General features: G+C 41.4%; 13 protein-coding genes. All 13 read right to left on the reverse strand.

The features are described from left to right. Positions 1–38 precede the first annotated feature (38 nt). On the reverse strand, positions 39–611 hold the full coding sequence (locus tag V6C17_RS06270) for a TetR/AcrR family transcriptional regulator (RefSeq protein ID WP_333521691.1): 573 nt from the start codon (positions 609–611) through the stop codon (positions 39–41). Between the two features lie 302 nt (positions 612–913). Then, on the reverse strand, positions 914–1,540 hold the full coding sequence (locus V6C17_RS06275; RefSeq protein WP_333521692.1) for a GyrI-like domain-containing protein: 627 nt from the start codon (positions 1,538–1,540) through the stop codon (positions 914–916). 184 nt (positions 1,541–1,724) lie between these two features. Next, on the reverse strand, positions 1,725–2,285 hold the full coding sequence (gene pth, locus V6C17_RS06280; RefSeq protein ID WP_333521693.1) for an aminoacyl-tRNA hydrolase: 561 nt from the start codon (positions 2,283–2,285) through the stop codon (positions 1,725–1,727). Continuing rightward, complete coding sequence (locus tag V6C17_RS06285) at positions 2,282–3,109, reverse strand: polysaccharide deacetylase family protein (RefSeq protein WP_333521694.1); 828 nt, start codon at positions 3,107–3,109, stop codon at positions 2,282–2,284. The genes pth and V6C17_RS06285 overlap by 4 nt, the downstream gene beginning before the upstream one ends. Further along, positions 3,109–3,747 (reverse strand): GNAT family N-acetyltransferase, encoded by a 639-nt coding sequence (locus tag V6C17_RS06290; protein WP_333521695.1) that lies wholly within the window; start codon positions 3,745–3,747, stop codon positions 3,109–3,111. The genes V6C17_RS06285 and V6C17_RS06290 overlap by 1 nt, the downstream gene beginning before the upstream one ends. Positions 3,748–3,988: 241 nt before the next feature. Next, positions 3,989–4,939, reverse strand: a complete 951-nt coding sequence (locus tag V6C17_RS06295; RefSeq protein WP_333521696.1) for a ribose-phosphate diphosphokinase — start codon at positions 4,937–4,939, stop codon at positions 3,989–3,991. 75 nt (positions 4,940–5,014) lie between these two features. Then, complete coding sequence (gene glmU / locus V6C17_RS06300) at positions 5,015–6,379, reverse strand: bifunctional UDP-N-acetylglucosamine diphosphorylase/glucosamine-1-phosphate N-acetyltransferase GlmU (RefSeq protein WP_333521697.1); 1,365 nt, start codon at positions 6,377–6,379, stop codon at positions 5,015–5,017. A 259-nt stretch (positions 6,380–6,638) separates the two neighbouring features. Further along, positions 6,639–7,859, reverse strand: coding sequence for a threonine ammonia-lyase (gene ilvA, locus V6C17_RS06305; RefSeq protein ID WP_333521698.1), 1,221 nt, complete (start codon positions 7,857–7,859; stop codon positions 6,639–6,641). 23 nt (positions 7,860–7,882) lie between these two features. Next, entirely contained in the window at positions 7,883–8,710 is an 828-nt protein-coding gene (gene purR, locus V6C17_RS06310; RefSeq protein WP_333521699.1) for a pur operon repressor, read from the reverse strand. A 297-nt stretch (positions 8,711–9,007) separates the two neighbouring features. Beyond that, entirely contained in the window at positions 9,008–10,096 is a 1,089-nt protein-coding gene (locus tag V6C17_RS06315; RefSeq protein ID WP_333521700.1) for an acyl-CoA dehydratase activase-related protein, read from the reverse strand. Continuing rightward, a complete protein-coding gene (locus tag V6C17_RS06320; protein ID WP_333521701.1) occupies positions 10,093–11,001 on the reverse strand; it encodes an acyl-CoA dehydratase activase-related protein in 909 nt (302 codons plus the stop codon). The genes V6C17_RS06315 and V6C17_RS06320 overlap by 4 nt, the downstream gene beginning before the upstream one ends. A 24-nt stretch (positions 11,002–11,025) precedes the next feature. Continuing rightward, on the reverse strand, positions 11,026–11,991 hold the full coding sequence (locus tag V6C17_RS06325) for an acyl-CoA dehydratase activase (RefSeq protein ID WP_333521702.1): 966 nt from the start codon (positions 11,989–11,991) through the stop codon (positions 11,026–11,028). A 383-nt stretch (positions 11,992–12,374) separates the two neighbouring features. Continuing rightward, a complete protein-coding gene (locus tag V6C17_RS06330) occupies positions 12,375–13,148 on the reverse strand; it encodes a nucleotidyltransferase family protein (RefSeq protein WP_333521703.1) in 774 nt (257 codons plus the stop codon). Positions 13,149–13,172 lie beyond the last annotated feature (24 nt).

Consider the following 13,172-nt stretch of genomic DNA (forward strand, 5'->3'; position numbering starts at 1 on the left):
GACATTTCCTCCCATAGCTATTTTTGCTTATTCCCTACTTAGGAGAACACCTTACGTATGGTACGGCAAATTTCTCTTTTAATATCATTAAACTCTGGCAAAACATCATAAAAGTACTGATACTGGGACAGCGGTTGCAGCATAATGCCAGTAAATATACTAATCAGTAAGTAGACTTCCTGCCTTGGAAACTCTCCATTATCCATACCGCTTTGAATGACACCTTTAATTACAAAATGCGGTTTTATACTCTCCGGTACCTTATCCCAAAATATATATTGTGAAAGTAATGTCAGCTTTATTTCGGCGGGGTTATGCTCATATAGGTCATAGGTTACTTCAGCAATACGGCACAATTTATCAACAGACGTAAGTGGCATTGCATCAATTCCATGCAGTCGATTTGTATAATCCTCAATTATTGCTGAAAAAATATATAACGCCATATCTTCTTTACCCTTATAATGCTTATATAACGCCGCTTCAGATACCCCAGCGGCTTTTGCAATATCCCTAACCGATACTGCATCATATCCTTTTTCCGAGAACAGCTCCAACGCCGCCTTTAGCAAATCCCCTTTTTTCCCATCCTGCATATGTAAGCATTTCATATAATCACCCTCAAGTTAACATTCGTTAACCTAAGTTTATAAAATGTCTGCTGCATTGTCAAGAGATTGTTTCAGCATGGTTTTCTATCCGCAGAGTACGCAGAGTTCGCGGATGGTTACGGAGTTATGTTTTAAAAGAAAAAGCGACATTCTTATGGCTATAAAGGCAAAAATAGACTATCCATAATAGGCAAGGGAGGTGCTTTATTATAGGCTCTGTTCGCAATAACTGTTGCTGTTTATGGAATACAAGGTATTCGTGATGATATTCATTTTTAAAGAATGGGTGTAAGATGTAATTTTTATACTACTGGCTTAACCAAATACCTCAGAACGGTTTTTAGTTTATCTGGTTGAACCTTTCTCGCGTCTGAAAGATAGATTTCTCTATGGATTAAAGAGCTTTTTACAAGGTTATTGTTCGCTATAAAATCATTCATTATTTTAAAACTCTGTGGTTCATCATCGTATGAACCTAAATGAAGCATTTGTACCGATAATCCATCTTCAAGCGTTTCAAATTTCACATCATCTAGTAAGAGATGTGGCTTCTTTTTCCTTACGTTCTCAAATGCTTTGTTTGCAACGTCCACTGTGACAAAATCAGGTTGTCTAATCATGATAGTGTATAGCAATTCATTTTTGTTAAATGTTACAGACTTCTTTCCTTCTTCTGTTAAATCCCACAGTCCTTCTAATGGATACACCGTGTACTCAAAATAACCTTCAGGAATATACCCCTGCTTTGGCATCATTCGAACGGCATAAGCTAATGAGTAAAGGACACCTATCCTTTCTGAGAAAGAATCACTGTTTGGATTTCCTTTTCCCTTTAACATAAAAAATTTTTGCTTGGGGATTGTAATTATTTCAGGAATTTGCTTAGGGAGATATAAATTTTTTTCATGTTTTTTCCATTCGTATTTCATTTAGCTGTCTCCTTTTTTATTTTGGGTTAGGGTTATATTGCTTTTAATGTATCTACCGAGACATGATTAGAGTGGACGAAAGCACGTATTAGCAAGTATAAGCGTTGGAGCGTTAATAAAACACCTCCCTCGCCGACTTACACTAAATTGCGCAAGAAAATAAGAGAGCCAGGTTTACCTGACTCTACTTGCTAAACGTATTCATTGCTTTTGTCAACCCTTGTGCAATCACACACTCAATTGCCTCAGCTGAACGAGTAATTGCCTCTTTTATTAACGGTTCTTCTTCATCTGTAAAACGGCTCAATACAAAGTTATTTACAGTCCACCCAGCAGGAGGCCGACTTATACCTACACGAACACGAGTAAAACTATCCTTGCCAAGATGGCTGAGCAGCGACTCAATTCCGCGATGCCCACCTGAGCTCCCTTTGGTGCGGAGCCGAAGCCGCCCTACAGCAAGATCCATATCATCATAAATAACAATAATGTCCTCAACAGGCACTTTATGCCATCTCGCTAATGCCCCTACCGCTGTTCCACTCAAGTTCATATAAGTCTGCGGCTTTACAAGTAGAACCTGTTCACCGCCGCTTCGATACTCAGCTATCTCGGCGTCAAATTTGTTGCGCCAGCTGCTGATACCCCAGCGACGAGCCATTTCATCAATTACTAAAAACCCTACATTATGGCGGGTTGCACTATATTCTTGACCAGGATTACCCAGTCCAACAACTATTTTCACTTATTCTTTTCCTCCGCTTTAGCTAAAATCTCATCTACAGTTACAAAGGTATATCCTTCAGCTAAAAGCTGCTTTATTATAAGCCTTGTTGCTTCCACAGTCTGAGCTCTTGATGCCTGATTAGCTATACCGTCGCCATCGTGAAGCAGTATAACCGATCCATTTTGCGCTTTGCTAATTACTCGATTAGCTATTACTTCCACCCCAGGATTAGTCCAGTCTCGGCTCATCACTGACCACTCAACTACTTTTAATCCTTGCTCTGCCATTACTTCTAAAACTACAGGATCACGAAAGCCATGCGGCGGTCGAACAATATGTGGTTTTATCCCCGTAACTGAAGATATTGCCTTATTGGTTTTTACGATTTCGGAAATAACCATGTCTCGATCAGCCTTTAATAAATCAATATGGTTATACGTATGGTTTCCAATCTGGTGGCCTTCATCGTGTATACGTTTCATTAATTCAGGATGCCTATCGACGTTTTTTCCAACTACGAAAAAAGTAGCCCGAACATTATTTTCTTTTAAGACATCAAGTATTTGGTCAGTATAAGGCGGATATGGACCATCATCAAAGGTTATCGCAACAACCTTTTGTGTTGTGTCAATCTGTGAAAACACCCGTCCGAAAAAATGGTTCTCTGGCAATACGGCACTTAGAGTAAGCCCTACTCCACAAACAATACCAATAATAGCTATATATAAGCCTAGACGAACAGGACGCCTGAGGACTCGAAGGTAATCTAAAACCAAGGCAAAGATAATAATTATGGTAAGCAAACCAAGCATGCTGGTAAGGCGCATGTTGATGTCAAACATTATTTTTGCTCCATTTCTTTAAACATTATTAGCCATTGGCCCTGAGAATCTGTTGTATAGCCACCAGGATAAAATCCCATTCTATCATAAACTTTAATTGCTGCCGCATTATCAGGGCGAACTTCGAGCCTCACCCGATTTGCTTTTCGCTGACTAAAATAAATTAGGGCCTCATTCATTAATTTACTAGCAATACCTTGCCCTCGGCAGACTTCGGATACAGCTATTGAAAGAATCCTGGCGTTAGCAGATTTGGAAGGAACAAAGGATGAACCTAAGAAAGAAAGCTTGTTTAATACTATTACTTTAACTGGATACAGCCCAAAGCCGTACTTCCCCGTTAGCCAGCGCCATGCCCACTTAAAAATATGACCACCCATAACGGCAGTACTCCATAACTTTGGCAGCGCGGTAGGAGCAAAGCAGTAACCAACAACTTCCCCTGCCTCATTACGTGCCACTAAGGCAGCTTCCGGCTCAGCTTCATAAACCAAAGTAAAAACATCCTGCATAGCTTGTGGCTTGGGCAGCCGCCCACAATGATGCAGTACACTTTCTTTAAAGCTCTCAGTAAAAACGGCGGCAATTGCTGGAATATCACTAGGGTTTGCCCGATCGATTAATGTCTGACAGGACACATTGCTCACCTCATTGGATTATATCATAGGCTTCTGATTTTTAAAACATGGGGACGGATGGTTTAACACAAAGGTCGCAAAGTACGCAAAGGGAACGCAGAGTTATAATATTAATCTATGCGCGATATTATCGCGCAAATCCTTTCCCTTCATAACCCTCCGCGTACTCTGCGGTTCCAACATATCCATTCTTTTATTGTACCAAAAAGGACGCGCTGACACGCGTCCTTTTGTGCTTGATTTAGTCAAAAAGTTTACTTACTGATAATTCGCTGAAGATGCGAACAATTGCTTCGCCAAATAATGGCGCAACTGACAACACCTTGATTTTAGGATGCAATTTACTTTCTGGGAGTGGGATGGTGTTCGTAACAATAAGTTCTTTCATGTTAGATGCAGCGATACGTTCAACCGCTGGGTCACTTAATACTGCGTGTGTACAGCAGGCATATACCTCTTTAGCACCGAAACGTTCCAGAGCTTTAGCCCCTTCTGTAAGAGATCCGGCTGTATCAACAATATCATCAACTATTACAGCGGTCTTGCCTTCGACATTACCAATCAAGTTCATAACTTCAGCAACACCTGGCATTGGGCGGCGCTTCTCAATTATTGCAATTGGCGCATGCAATCTGTCGGCAAGCTGTCTAGCTCTTGTTACCCCTCCGAGGTCCGGGGATACTATAACCAGATCAGACAAATTCTTTGCTTCAATATAATCAGATAAAATCGGTACTCCGATCAAATGATCGAGTGGAATATCAAAGAAACCTTGGATTTGCCCAGCATGTAGGTCCATTGTTACAACTCTGTTTACACCGGCTGTAGTCAAAAGATTTGCAACAAGCTTGGCTGAAATAGGTTCACGTCCGCGCGTTTTGCGATCTTGACGAGCGTATGCGTAATATGGAATAACCGCAGTCACGTGGCGAGCTGAAGCTCTCTTACAAGCATCAACCATAATTAAGAGTTCCATTAGGCTATCATTAACAGGATACGAGGTAGGCTGTACAATAAATACTTCCTTACCGCGAACACTTTCGTCAATAATAACTTGAGTTTCACCATTGTTGAAATGTCCAACAAAGGCATCACCGACTGAAACACCAATATGAGCCGCTATTTCATGGGCTAGAGCTGGGTTTGAATTCCCAGTAAAAATCCGTAATCTTTTACTATCTTCTAACAACATTTTATAATTACCTCCCAAAACTCTATGGCGCTGATTTCAGGCACCTTAATGACAATATTTCAGCCTTACACGGCCTTATTTGCGTTTTTCAACCCAGCCCTCAATATTATTCTGACGAGCTCTCGCGACACCTAATGCCGCCGGTGGAACATCTTTTGTTATTGTAGAACCTGCTGCAACATATGCTCCATGACCTACAGTCACTGGGGCAACAAGGTTAGTATTACAGCCAACAAATGCTCCGTCTTCTATATTAGTGCGGTGTTTATTTTTGCCATCATAGTTAACAGTAATTGTACCGGAGCCAATATTAACTTTCTGCCCCATATCTGTATCTCCAATATAACTCAAGTGAGGTATCTTGCTGCCTTCGCCTATTTGTGAATTTTTAACCTCAACAAAGTTGCCTATTTTTACCCCTTGGGCAAGCTTAGTATTGGGACGAAGATGAACATAGGGACCAACGGTTACGTTATCAGAAATATGGCAGTCATGAGCGTATACAAAATGCAATGTTACATTATCACCAATCATTGTATTTTGAATTCGAGTATTTGGACCAATTTCGCAGCCGCTTCCAATTGAAGTACTTCCCTCAATCCAGGTGAAGGGCATTATAACAGTATCTGGACCGATGCTTACCTCAGCATCAATAAAGGTGCTGTCAACGTCCATGATGGTAACACCGTTATTCATTAATTCCAAGTTTTTTCGTTTTCTTAGAATCTTTTCTGCTTCAGCCAATTGGGCACGAGAATTTATACCAAAAGTTTCTTGATAGTCATCGGCCTCAGCAGCCCAGACCTTAGCGTTCTTTTCCGAGAGAATGCTAATTACATCTGTTAGATAATACTCTCCCTGCACGTTATTGCAATTTAACCCTGCCAGAGCTTCAAATAGTGCCGCTCTTTCAAAACAGTATATCCCCGTATTCACTTCATTTACCAGCAATTCTTCCGAGGTGGCGTCCTTATGCTCCACAATTTTTATTACCTGTCCGCTGGCATCTCTTATTACCCGGCCATAGCCGGTTGGATCTGGCATTTTAGCAGTAAGAACTGTAGCAGATGCTTTGGCCTTACTATGCTCAGCATAAAGTTTTGAAAGCAACTCGGCTCGCAGCAGAGGTGTATCTCCGCATAGCACCATTACTGTTCCCTCAAAATCTTTAAGTAATTCATTAGCCTGCATGACAGCATGACCTGTTCCCAGCTGTTCAGACTGTACAACAAACTCTGCCTGGCTGCCCAGTTCGTCAGCGACACTATCCGCCCCAAAACCAATTACTACAACATTGCGTGAAGCCCCTGCTCCTTTAGCTGCGTCGAGAACATGCTGGACCATTGATTTTCCACCGACCCGGTGTAAAACTTTAGGAAGCGTGGATTTCATCCGCGTACCCTTACCTGCCGCCAAAACTATTGATAATAACTTTGACATTACTGTCCCCCCCATTTTTAAACCAACCAGAACCCGCTTATACACGTCTTACAATGCAAACCGCAAAGCACTCGAAGGACCCAAAGACCAATTAAACTTTACGTACTTTGAGTACTTTACGATGACTGCTAATATATTTGAACATAGATTTTTTCGACATTATCAGCTATATTCCTGCAATTAAAATAAACGCAGAATAGGAAGAGTAATCAGAAAATACAGTATACAAATTAGGGCACCTTAACTCAGGTGCCCTAATTTAGATTATTTTAGCTATATAGCCTTCTTTACGAAGATTAGCCATTATTTCCTCAGTATGCAATGCATCACGTGTTTCAAGACTTATCTCTACAACAGCTTGGCCAATTGGTACGTTTCTCTCCACCCGATCATGATAAACATTGATAACGTTTGCCTTTAATCGAGTTATTACAGCCAAAAGATTTTGCAGCATTCCTGGACGATCAGCAACCAACGTAGTAATCTTTACTCGCCGCCCAGCTTTCACTAAACCACGTTCAATTATGCGTGAAATGAAGTTAACATCGATATTACCACCAGAGATTACACTAACAACCTTGCCGCGAGCGGGAACTTTACCATGTAAAAGAGCTGCAAGACTGACTGCACCTGCTCCTTCAACCATTAGCTTCGCCCGTTCAAGAACCATAAGAATTGTGCTGGCAATAGCTTCATCATCAACAACTACTATATCATCCACATATTTATCAATAATATCAAAAGTCAAATCGCCAGGTACTTTAACGGCTATACCATCTGCCATGGTTACTGCATCTGGTGTTGTCTTAATAGCATGTTCACGTTTTGACATATACATCGCCGGCGCGCCTTCAGCCTGCACTCCATATATCTTAACATGCGGCGCCATTTGCTTAACAGCAAGGGCCAGCCCAGCTATTAAGCCGCCTCCGCCAATTGGCGCAACAATAGCCGTAACATTTTCAAGCTCTTGCAATATTTCTATTCCGATTGTACCTTGCCCGGCAATAACTGCGTTATCGTTAAAAGCATGCACAAAAGTTTGCCCTGTTTGTGCTTGAATTTCCTGTGCTTTTTGGAAAGCCTCATCATAGCAGGTACCGCTCAATACTACTTCAGCATCGTAACCGCGAGTTGCAGTTATTTTAGCAAGCGGTGCTACCTCGGGCATAACAATAGTTGCTTTAACTTTTGCCATTCGCGCAGCATACGCTACTCCCTGAGCATGATTACCTGCAGATGCAGCGATTACACCATTCGCCTTTTCCTCTTCCGTAAGCAAACGAATTTTATTATAAGCACCGCGAATTTTGAATGATCCGGTTTTTTGCAGATTTTCAAGCTTTAAGTAAACGTCACATCCGGCCATAGCACTAAAAGTAGCGCTTTTGTCTAGTGAAGTTTTATGTACAATATCTTTTAATGCAGTGTAGGCATCTTGAACATCAGCTGCTGATAAAACCTTGTGCTGATTTTGCATAATTACCTCCCGTCAACCGGCTGTCAGTTCGCTTGCAAAGCCATCGCAGCTGGTCGAATGTCAATTTTCTTAGTATATTGATCTACATCATGCAGAATAAGCAGCGCAGAGTATTCCTCAACTAATTTTTTTGCTGGTTCGACAGTCGCAACAAGCACTCCTGTCCCTACTACTTCAACCCCAACTTCACCTGCTAAGTCAATCATCCCACGCGCTGTCCCGCCCGCTTTCATAAAATCATCGATAATTAGAACCTTTGCACCCGATTGAATCGCCCGCCTTGGTAGAGACATAGTTTGAATACGCTTCGATGAACCCGACACGTAATTTATGCTTACTGCCGGTCCCTCGGTAACCTTACTTCCTTGTCTTACAATTACAAGCGGCAAATCAAAGGCCCTAGCAGTCATTAACGCCAGCGGTATACCTTTAGTCTCCACAGTCATTATATAATCAGGATTTAGGTGCCCCAGCTTCTTGCGAAATATTTCACCTATCTGGACCATTAGCGAGGGATTAAACAGGATATCGGTCATATACAAAAAACCGCCTTGAATAATCCTTTCCGGCTCAGCTAACTTATCTGCCAGCTCATTTAAAAGCTCATTGATTGACTCCTCTGACCTGCTGGGAATAAAACGGACACCACCAGCTGCTCCCGAAACTGTTTCTAATGTACCTAATCCGAACTGTTGCAAAGATTCTTTGATGGTAACCATATCTTCACTTAGCGTTGATTTGGCTGCACCAAATAGGTTGCTAAAATGACCAAGCGAGAACAGCCGCCCAGGCATATCAGAAAGTATTTTAGTTAAGGCAATAATCCGCTCAATTCTCCGCACTTTATTCATTAGTAAATCCTCCATCGCCAGGAAAAAACCGAATAATATGATTCTTTGTATTAATTTTATTCACATTCTCTGAATTCCTGGCAATTCCTGCCCAATCCAAATAATAATTTAGAATTCAGCATCATCCTTTATTATTTCCACTTATTTAATAGTATTCATAGAAAATAAAGCTTTCTATAGTAAAAACAGGTGTAACGGTTTAATCGCAAAGGGGTCGCGATAGTTCGGCATGTTATCGCGCTGGATTTTTTGCATTCTTTGCGCATTTGCGGTTTTTGCGCCCTTTGCGGTTAATAATCACTTTAGTTGAGCTGCTTTTCGCTGGCGGCGGTATTTCAGGAGATCAATAAATGCTTCTAGCCTTGTTAAAACGCCTGCTTCCCCTGACTGTTCGTCATAAGAGAGCGTTAAAACAGGTATATCTAAATCTTTGCTTACCTGTGGCAGAATGTTTTTCGCAATTACCTCTGGCATACAAGTAAATGGATAGGCCTGAATCATACCATCATATCCCTGCTGCCCCATGTGAATTGTTTGCGCAATGCTTTTCAGTCCATGTCCGCCTACATAATGCCCCAGATAGGGTCTGGCTAATGCGGCTAGGACTTCATGTAATGATATATACTCTTTCTTTTTAAGCAGATGAGCTCTCACATAATCGCTTAAATACATTGTTTTATGAACTTCTACACCCATTTCTCCCATTCGCCGTTCCAGTTCCTGGTTAATATAGGGCTCGAGCATGACGTATATTTCGCCAACTAAGCCAATCTTGAGCGGTTCAATATTGTTTATCTGTTTAACTTCTTTCAGTTCACCAATTGCAGTATCTGCAATTTCTCGGATCCTACCAATATCTTGCGCTTCATCAATACTATCAATTGCTCTGCGGGCGATTTTCTCAGCACTTCCACGAAAAGCTTCGCGGCAACGTATAAAATTAAGCTGGCGCTCGACATTATCTATCGCGCTCATTTTGGCACCAGCTATCTTAAAAGAATGGTAAATTTCGAGCCAACTTTTCCCCGATGAAACCAGCCGGAGTTTTTTTAATGCATCAATTAAATCTGGTTCAACGGCTATCAGGTTGAACTTATATCCTAGCCGATTTAAAATACCTTTCTGTATTTCCGAATAATAGCCCAGTCGACAAGGTCCAACACCTCCACATGTGACTATTGTATCGGCTCCTTGGTCAAGCACCTCAATAAAATTGCCCAGTGTCATTTTAAAAGGCAGACAAACTGTCTCGGGTGAATACTTAGCCCCGAGCTCCAAGGTTTTTTTAGAAATTGGTGGCGGGGTCATTACCTCACAGCCAAAACCAGCAAACAGCGATCTTAGTACAACATGCATATTACCCATATGAGGAAAAGAAATAATCACAGTGGCCACCGCCTTGTAAGCATGTCGGTAAAGGCCTCTAATCTTGTTATAAATCCTGCTTCGGCAGTGTGCTCATCAATTGATAGCTGCATACAAGGTATATTTATTGATTGGGCCCTCTGGCTGATTAGTTCACCAATTAACGCGTCTGGTCCGCATGCAAAACAAGTCATGAAGATAACACCATCGACAGGCCGTTTCGCGGTCAAAAGCGCTATTGCGGCACCAGCTAGGTGATGGCTGCTGCTCCAAAAAATCTTTTTACCTAATGTTTTAGAAGCTTGGGCAACCTCACTGGCGTTCACCATTTCCGGTGTAACTACATTTATACCCATATGTCTTAGCTTTTCTATGACATTCATACTTATCTGCCGATCGTATATCAGGTAAGGATGTCCAATTAAAGCCACTTGAGGACCATCAACTCTGCCACTATACTTAGAAATCGGTTGATTACGATGCTGCCATGCTTTGTACCAAGCATACAAACTAGCGACTTTCCCTTTACCCACGATCTTTCCGATAGCAGCAACAGCCTCATATAAATTACGACTGCTTTGCCGAAGGTTGACATTAACATCAATAACCGGAGGCATCCCAGAAATATTATTTCGCAACATATCTGGCATACCGATAATCTTAGGACACGTATATTGTCCCTTATTAACACTTATCACACGTGGAGCGAATAGGTAGTCTACTTGGTTATTCAACTTAGCGGCGTGCCCATAGTAAACTTTTGCCGGAAGACAAATCTCATCTAATGCACTCCCGCAATCCAATGTTGCACGAGTTGTTTCACCAGACTTGATAACCTCCAATCCTAACTCTTGAAAAAACCTTTCCCATAATATACCGTAATTATAATGCAGCAAACCCTGCGGCATACCAACTCTAGCCAGCATTATTCTCCTCCTCTCAGCAACAATTTAACACGCTTGATGTGTAACTCCACTCCATTTTCCGCAGCGATCGCCCCATCGAGCTATTACGGCTTCATCTTTTTTGAGTTCAATAACTTCACACATATTTGCGCAGCCTGTACATTCAAAACTGCGCGGACTGTATATGCTGTTAACTATATCAAAACCTTTAAAAGCAGTCTTATCCTTTACAGAGATTGTTTCACGTGCCAGCAGTGCTGCGCCCACTGCTCCCATCACGTTATAGTGCTCTGGTATTATAATTGGGCATCCAAGCGCCTCTTCAAAAGCCCTTTTCATCCCCTCATTAGCAGCTACACCACCTTGAAATAATATTGGACCGTTTAACTGTTTGCCTTTACCAACGTTATTTAAGTAATTACGGACCAAAGCTTGACATAGCCCGTTAAGGATATCGGAAATAGGATGACCTGTTTGTTGTTTATGGATCATATCTGATTCAGCAAATACCGCACAGCGTCCAGCAATTCGTACTTGAGCTGTCGATTGCAAGGCAAGTACGCCGAACTGCTCAATGGGGATACTAAGCCTTGCCGCCTGCTGATCCAAAAACGAACCTGTACCAGCGGCACACACTGTATTCATAGCAAAATCCGTGACAACACCATTACGGATAATTATTATCTTAGAGTCCTGCCCACCGATTTCTAATACAGTTTGTACTTCCGGTACAAGATGCATTGCCGCAACAGCATGAGCAGTTATTTCATTTTTTATACTGTCTGCACCAACAATTACGCCCGTTAGATGACGTCCGCTTCCGGTAGTTCCAACACCTAAAACTTTTAGCTCAGGATTGCGCTGTTGAATTTCTTTTAACCCTTCTTGAACAGCATTGATTGGTCTTCCCTGTGTTCTAAGATAAAGAGCATCTGATACCACACCTAAATGATCCATTACAATAACATTAGTACTTACGGATCCAACATCTATACCCAAATAAGCATTCATAACTATGCCTCCTATAATGTGAACCTTAACTCAGGCGGAGGTTTCTCCATCTGAATTTTAGAAAAACTTATTCCGATGGCCAAACCGATCGCCTGTGTGTATTACTCCCATATTGCAGATAGGCGTATTAGATCGTCTTGGTCATCAGGTAAAAAAATGAGCAAAAGTGCAAATCATAATTATTATGTCCATAATCTTTCATAATTAGATTATATTTCCTATAATATTTATCATTTTTTTGAACCATCGTTACTCAGCCTTCGGCGAAAAATAAGTCGAACTCACTAAATTCTCCAGAAAAACTTAAGAGCTCTGATAGCAAAAAGAAGGTTAGTGACCGTAGTTTGAAGTTTCGGCCACTAACCTTCTTAATTTATTAAATATTATATCCTAAGCTTTGGACCTACAGCTGCTACTGTCGTACGAACCAACTCTAGATCACTTTCTTTATCAACATCAATACCTAATTCGGGATAAGACGACTGTATTACCGCCCCAGTAATTCCTAATATTTCCGAGACGCGGCTCTCAGCCCCTTTTAAACTAAGCAATCCAATTACAAACTGGAACAAAAACGTCCAGCCCATTATACAAGCTAATTTCCATGGATTTTTTCGGTTGTCAATTATCTTTTCAGCAACTGACATACATTGAGGTACTATTTGGGGATTAACTAAAAATATATTGCCGCCAGTAAATGTTCCCTCTTTAAGCCTTACATATGTCCGCTTACTATCTGGATATTGCCTGTTATTTATATCCTTTGCTACAACAGGGTAATATAAATCAGCGTTTACTTTGCTGCACTGTGCTAAAAAATCATCAACTGCAGCCTGTGTCAAAAGCGGGATATCGGCAGTTGCTATTAAAACTTTGTCTTTATGCCCCAGAGCTTCCATGCCAATACTAATGGTTTCAAGAATAGTCCGTCCGCCTTCTAACACAGTAGTATTTCCCGGAAATTGACAGTTAGCCAATTCCTTAGCCGGACCTACAACAAATATCCGATTTACATGAGAACTTGCAGCCAGTGCATCAGCAACAAATGAAACCATTGGTCTGCCGGCTATTTCTATCAAAGCCTCATATGGCTGGGGATTAACTTTGCTCAGGCTCTTGTTGTTTGCTCCACCGGCCAAGATAATGGCATCATACATTCACTGCAACCTCCTGCACTGAGA

Origin of the sequence: Dendrosporobacter sp. 1207_IL3150, assembly GCF_036763085.1 — a bacterium.
Lineage (GTDB): Bacteria > Bacillota > Negativicutes > DSM-1736 > Dendrosporobacteraceae > JBAIYU01.

What these genes read in the sequence shown, in the direction of transcription:
- glmU (WP_333521697.1), bottom strand. Translation starts at nt 6,379, where the DNA reads ATGTCAAAGTTATTATCAATAGTTTTGGCGGCAGGTAAGGGTACGCGG.
- V6C17_RS06275 (WP_333521692.1), bottom strand. Translation starts at nt 1,540, where the DNA reads ATGAAATACGAATGGAAAAAACATGAAAAAAATTTATATCTCCCTAAG.
- purR (WP_333521699.1), bottom strand. Translation starts at nt 8,710, where the DNA reads ATGAATAAAGTGCGGAGAATTGAGCGGATTATTGCCTTAACTAAAATA.
- V6C17_RS06295 (WP_333521696.1), bottom strand. Translation starts at nt 4,939, where the DNA reads ATGTTGTTAGAAGATAGTAAAAGATTACGGATTTTTACTGGGAATTCA.
- V6C17_RS06325 (WP_333521702.1), bottom strand. Translation starts at nt 11,991, where the DNA reads ATGAATGCTTATTTGGGTATAGATGTTGGATCCGTAAGTACTAATGTT.
- V6C17_RS06270 (WP_333521691.1), bottom strand. Translation starts at nt 611, where the DNA reads ATGAAATGCTTACATATGCAGGATGGGAAAAAAGGGGATTTGCTAAAG.
- V6C17_RS06330 (WP_333521703.1), bottom strand. Translation starts at nt 13,148, where the DNA reads ATGTATGATGCCATTATCTTGGCCGGTGGAGCAAACAACAAGAGCCTG.
- ilvA (WP_333521698.1), bottom strand. Translation starts at nt 7,859, where the DNA reads ATGCAAAATCAGCACAAGGTTTTATCAGCAGCTGATGTTCAAGATGCC.
- V6C17_RS06285 (WP_333521694.1), bottom strand. Translation starts at nt 3,109, where the DNA reads ATGTTTGACATCAACATGCGCCTTACCAGCATGCTTGGTTTGCTTACC.
- V6C17_RS06320 (WP_333521701.1), bottom strand. Translation starts at nt 11,001, where the DNA reads ATGCTGGCTAGAGTTGGTATGCCGCAGGGTTTGCTGCATTATAATTAC.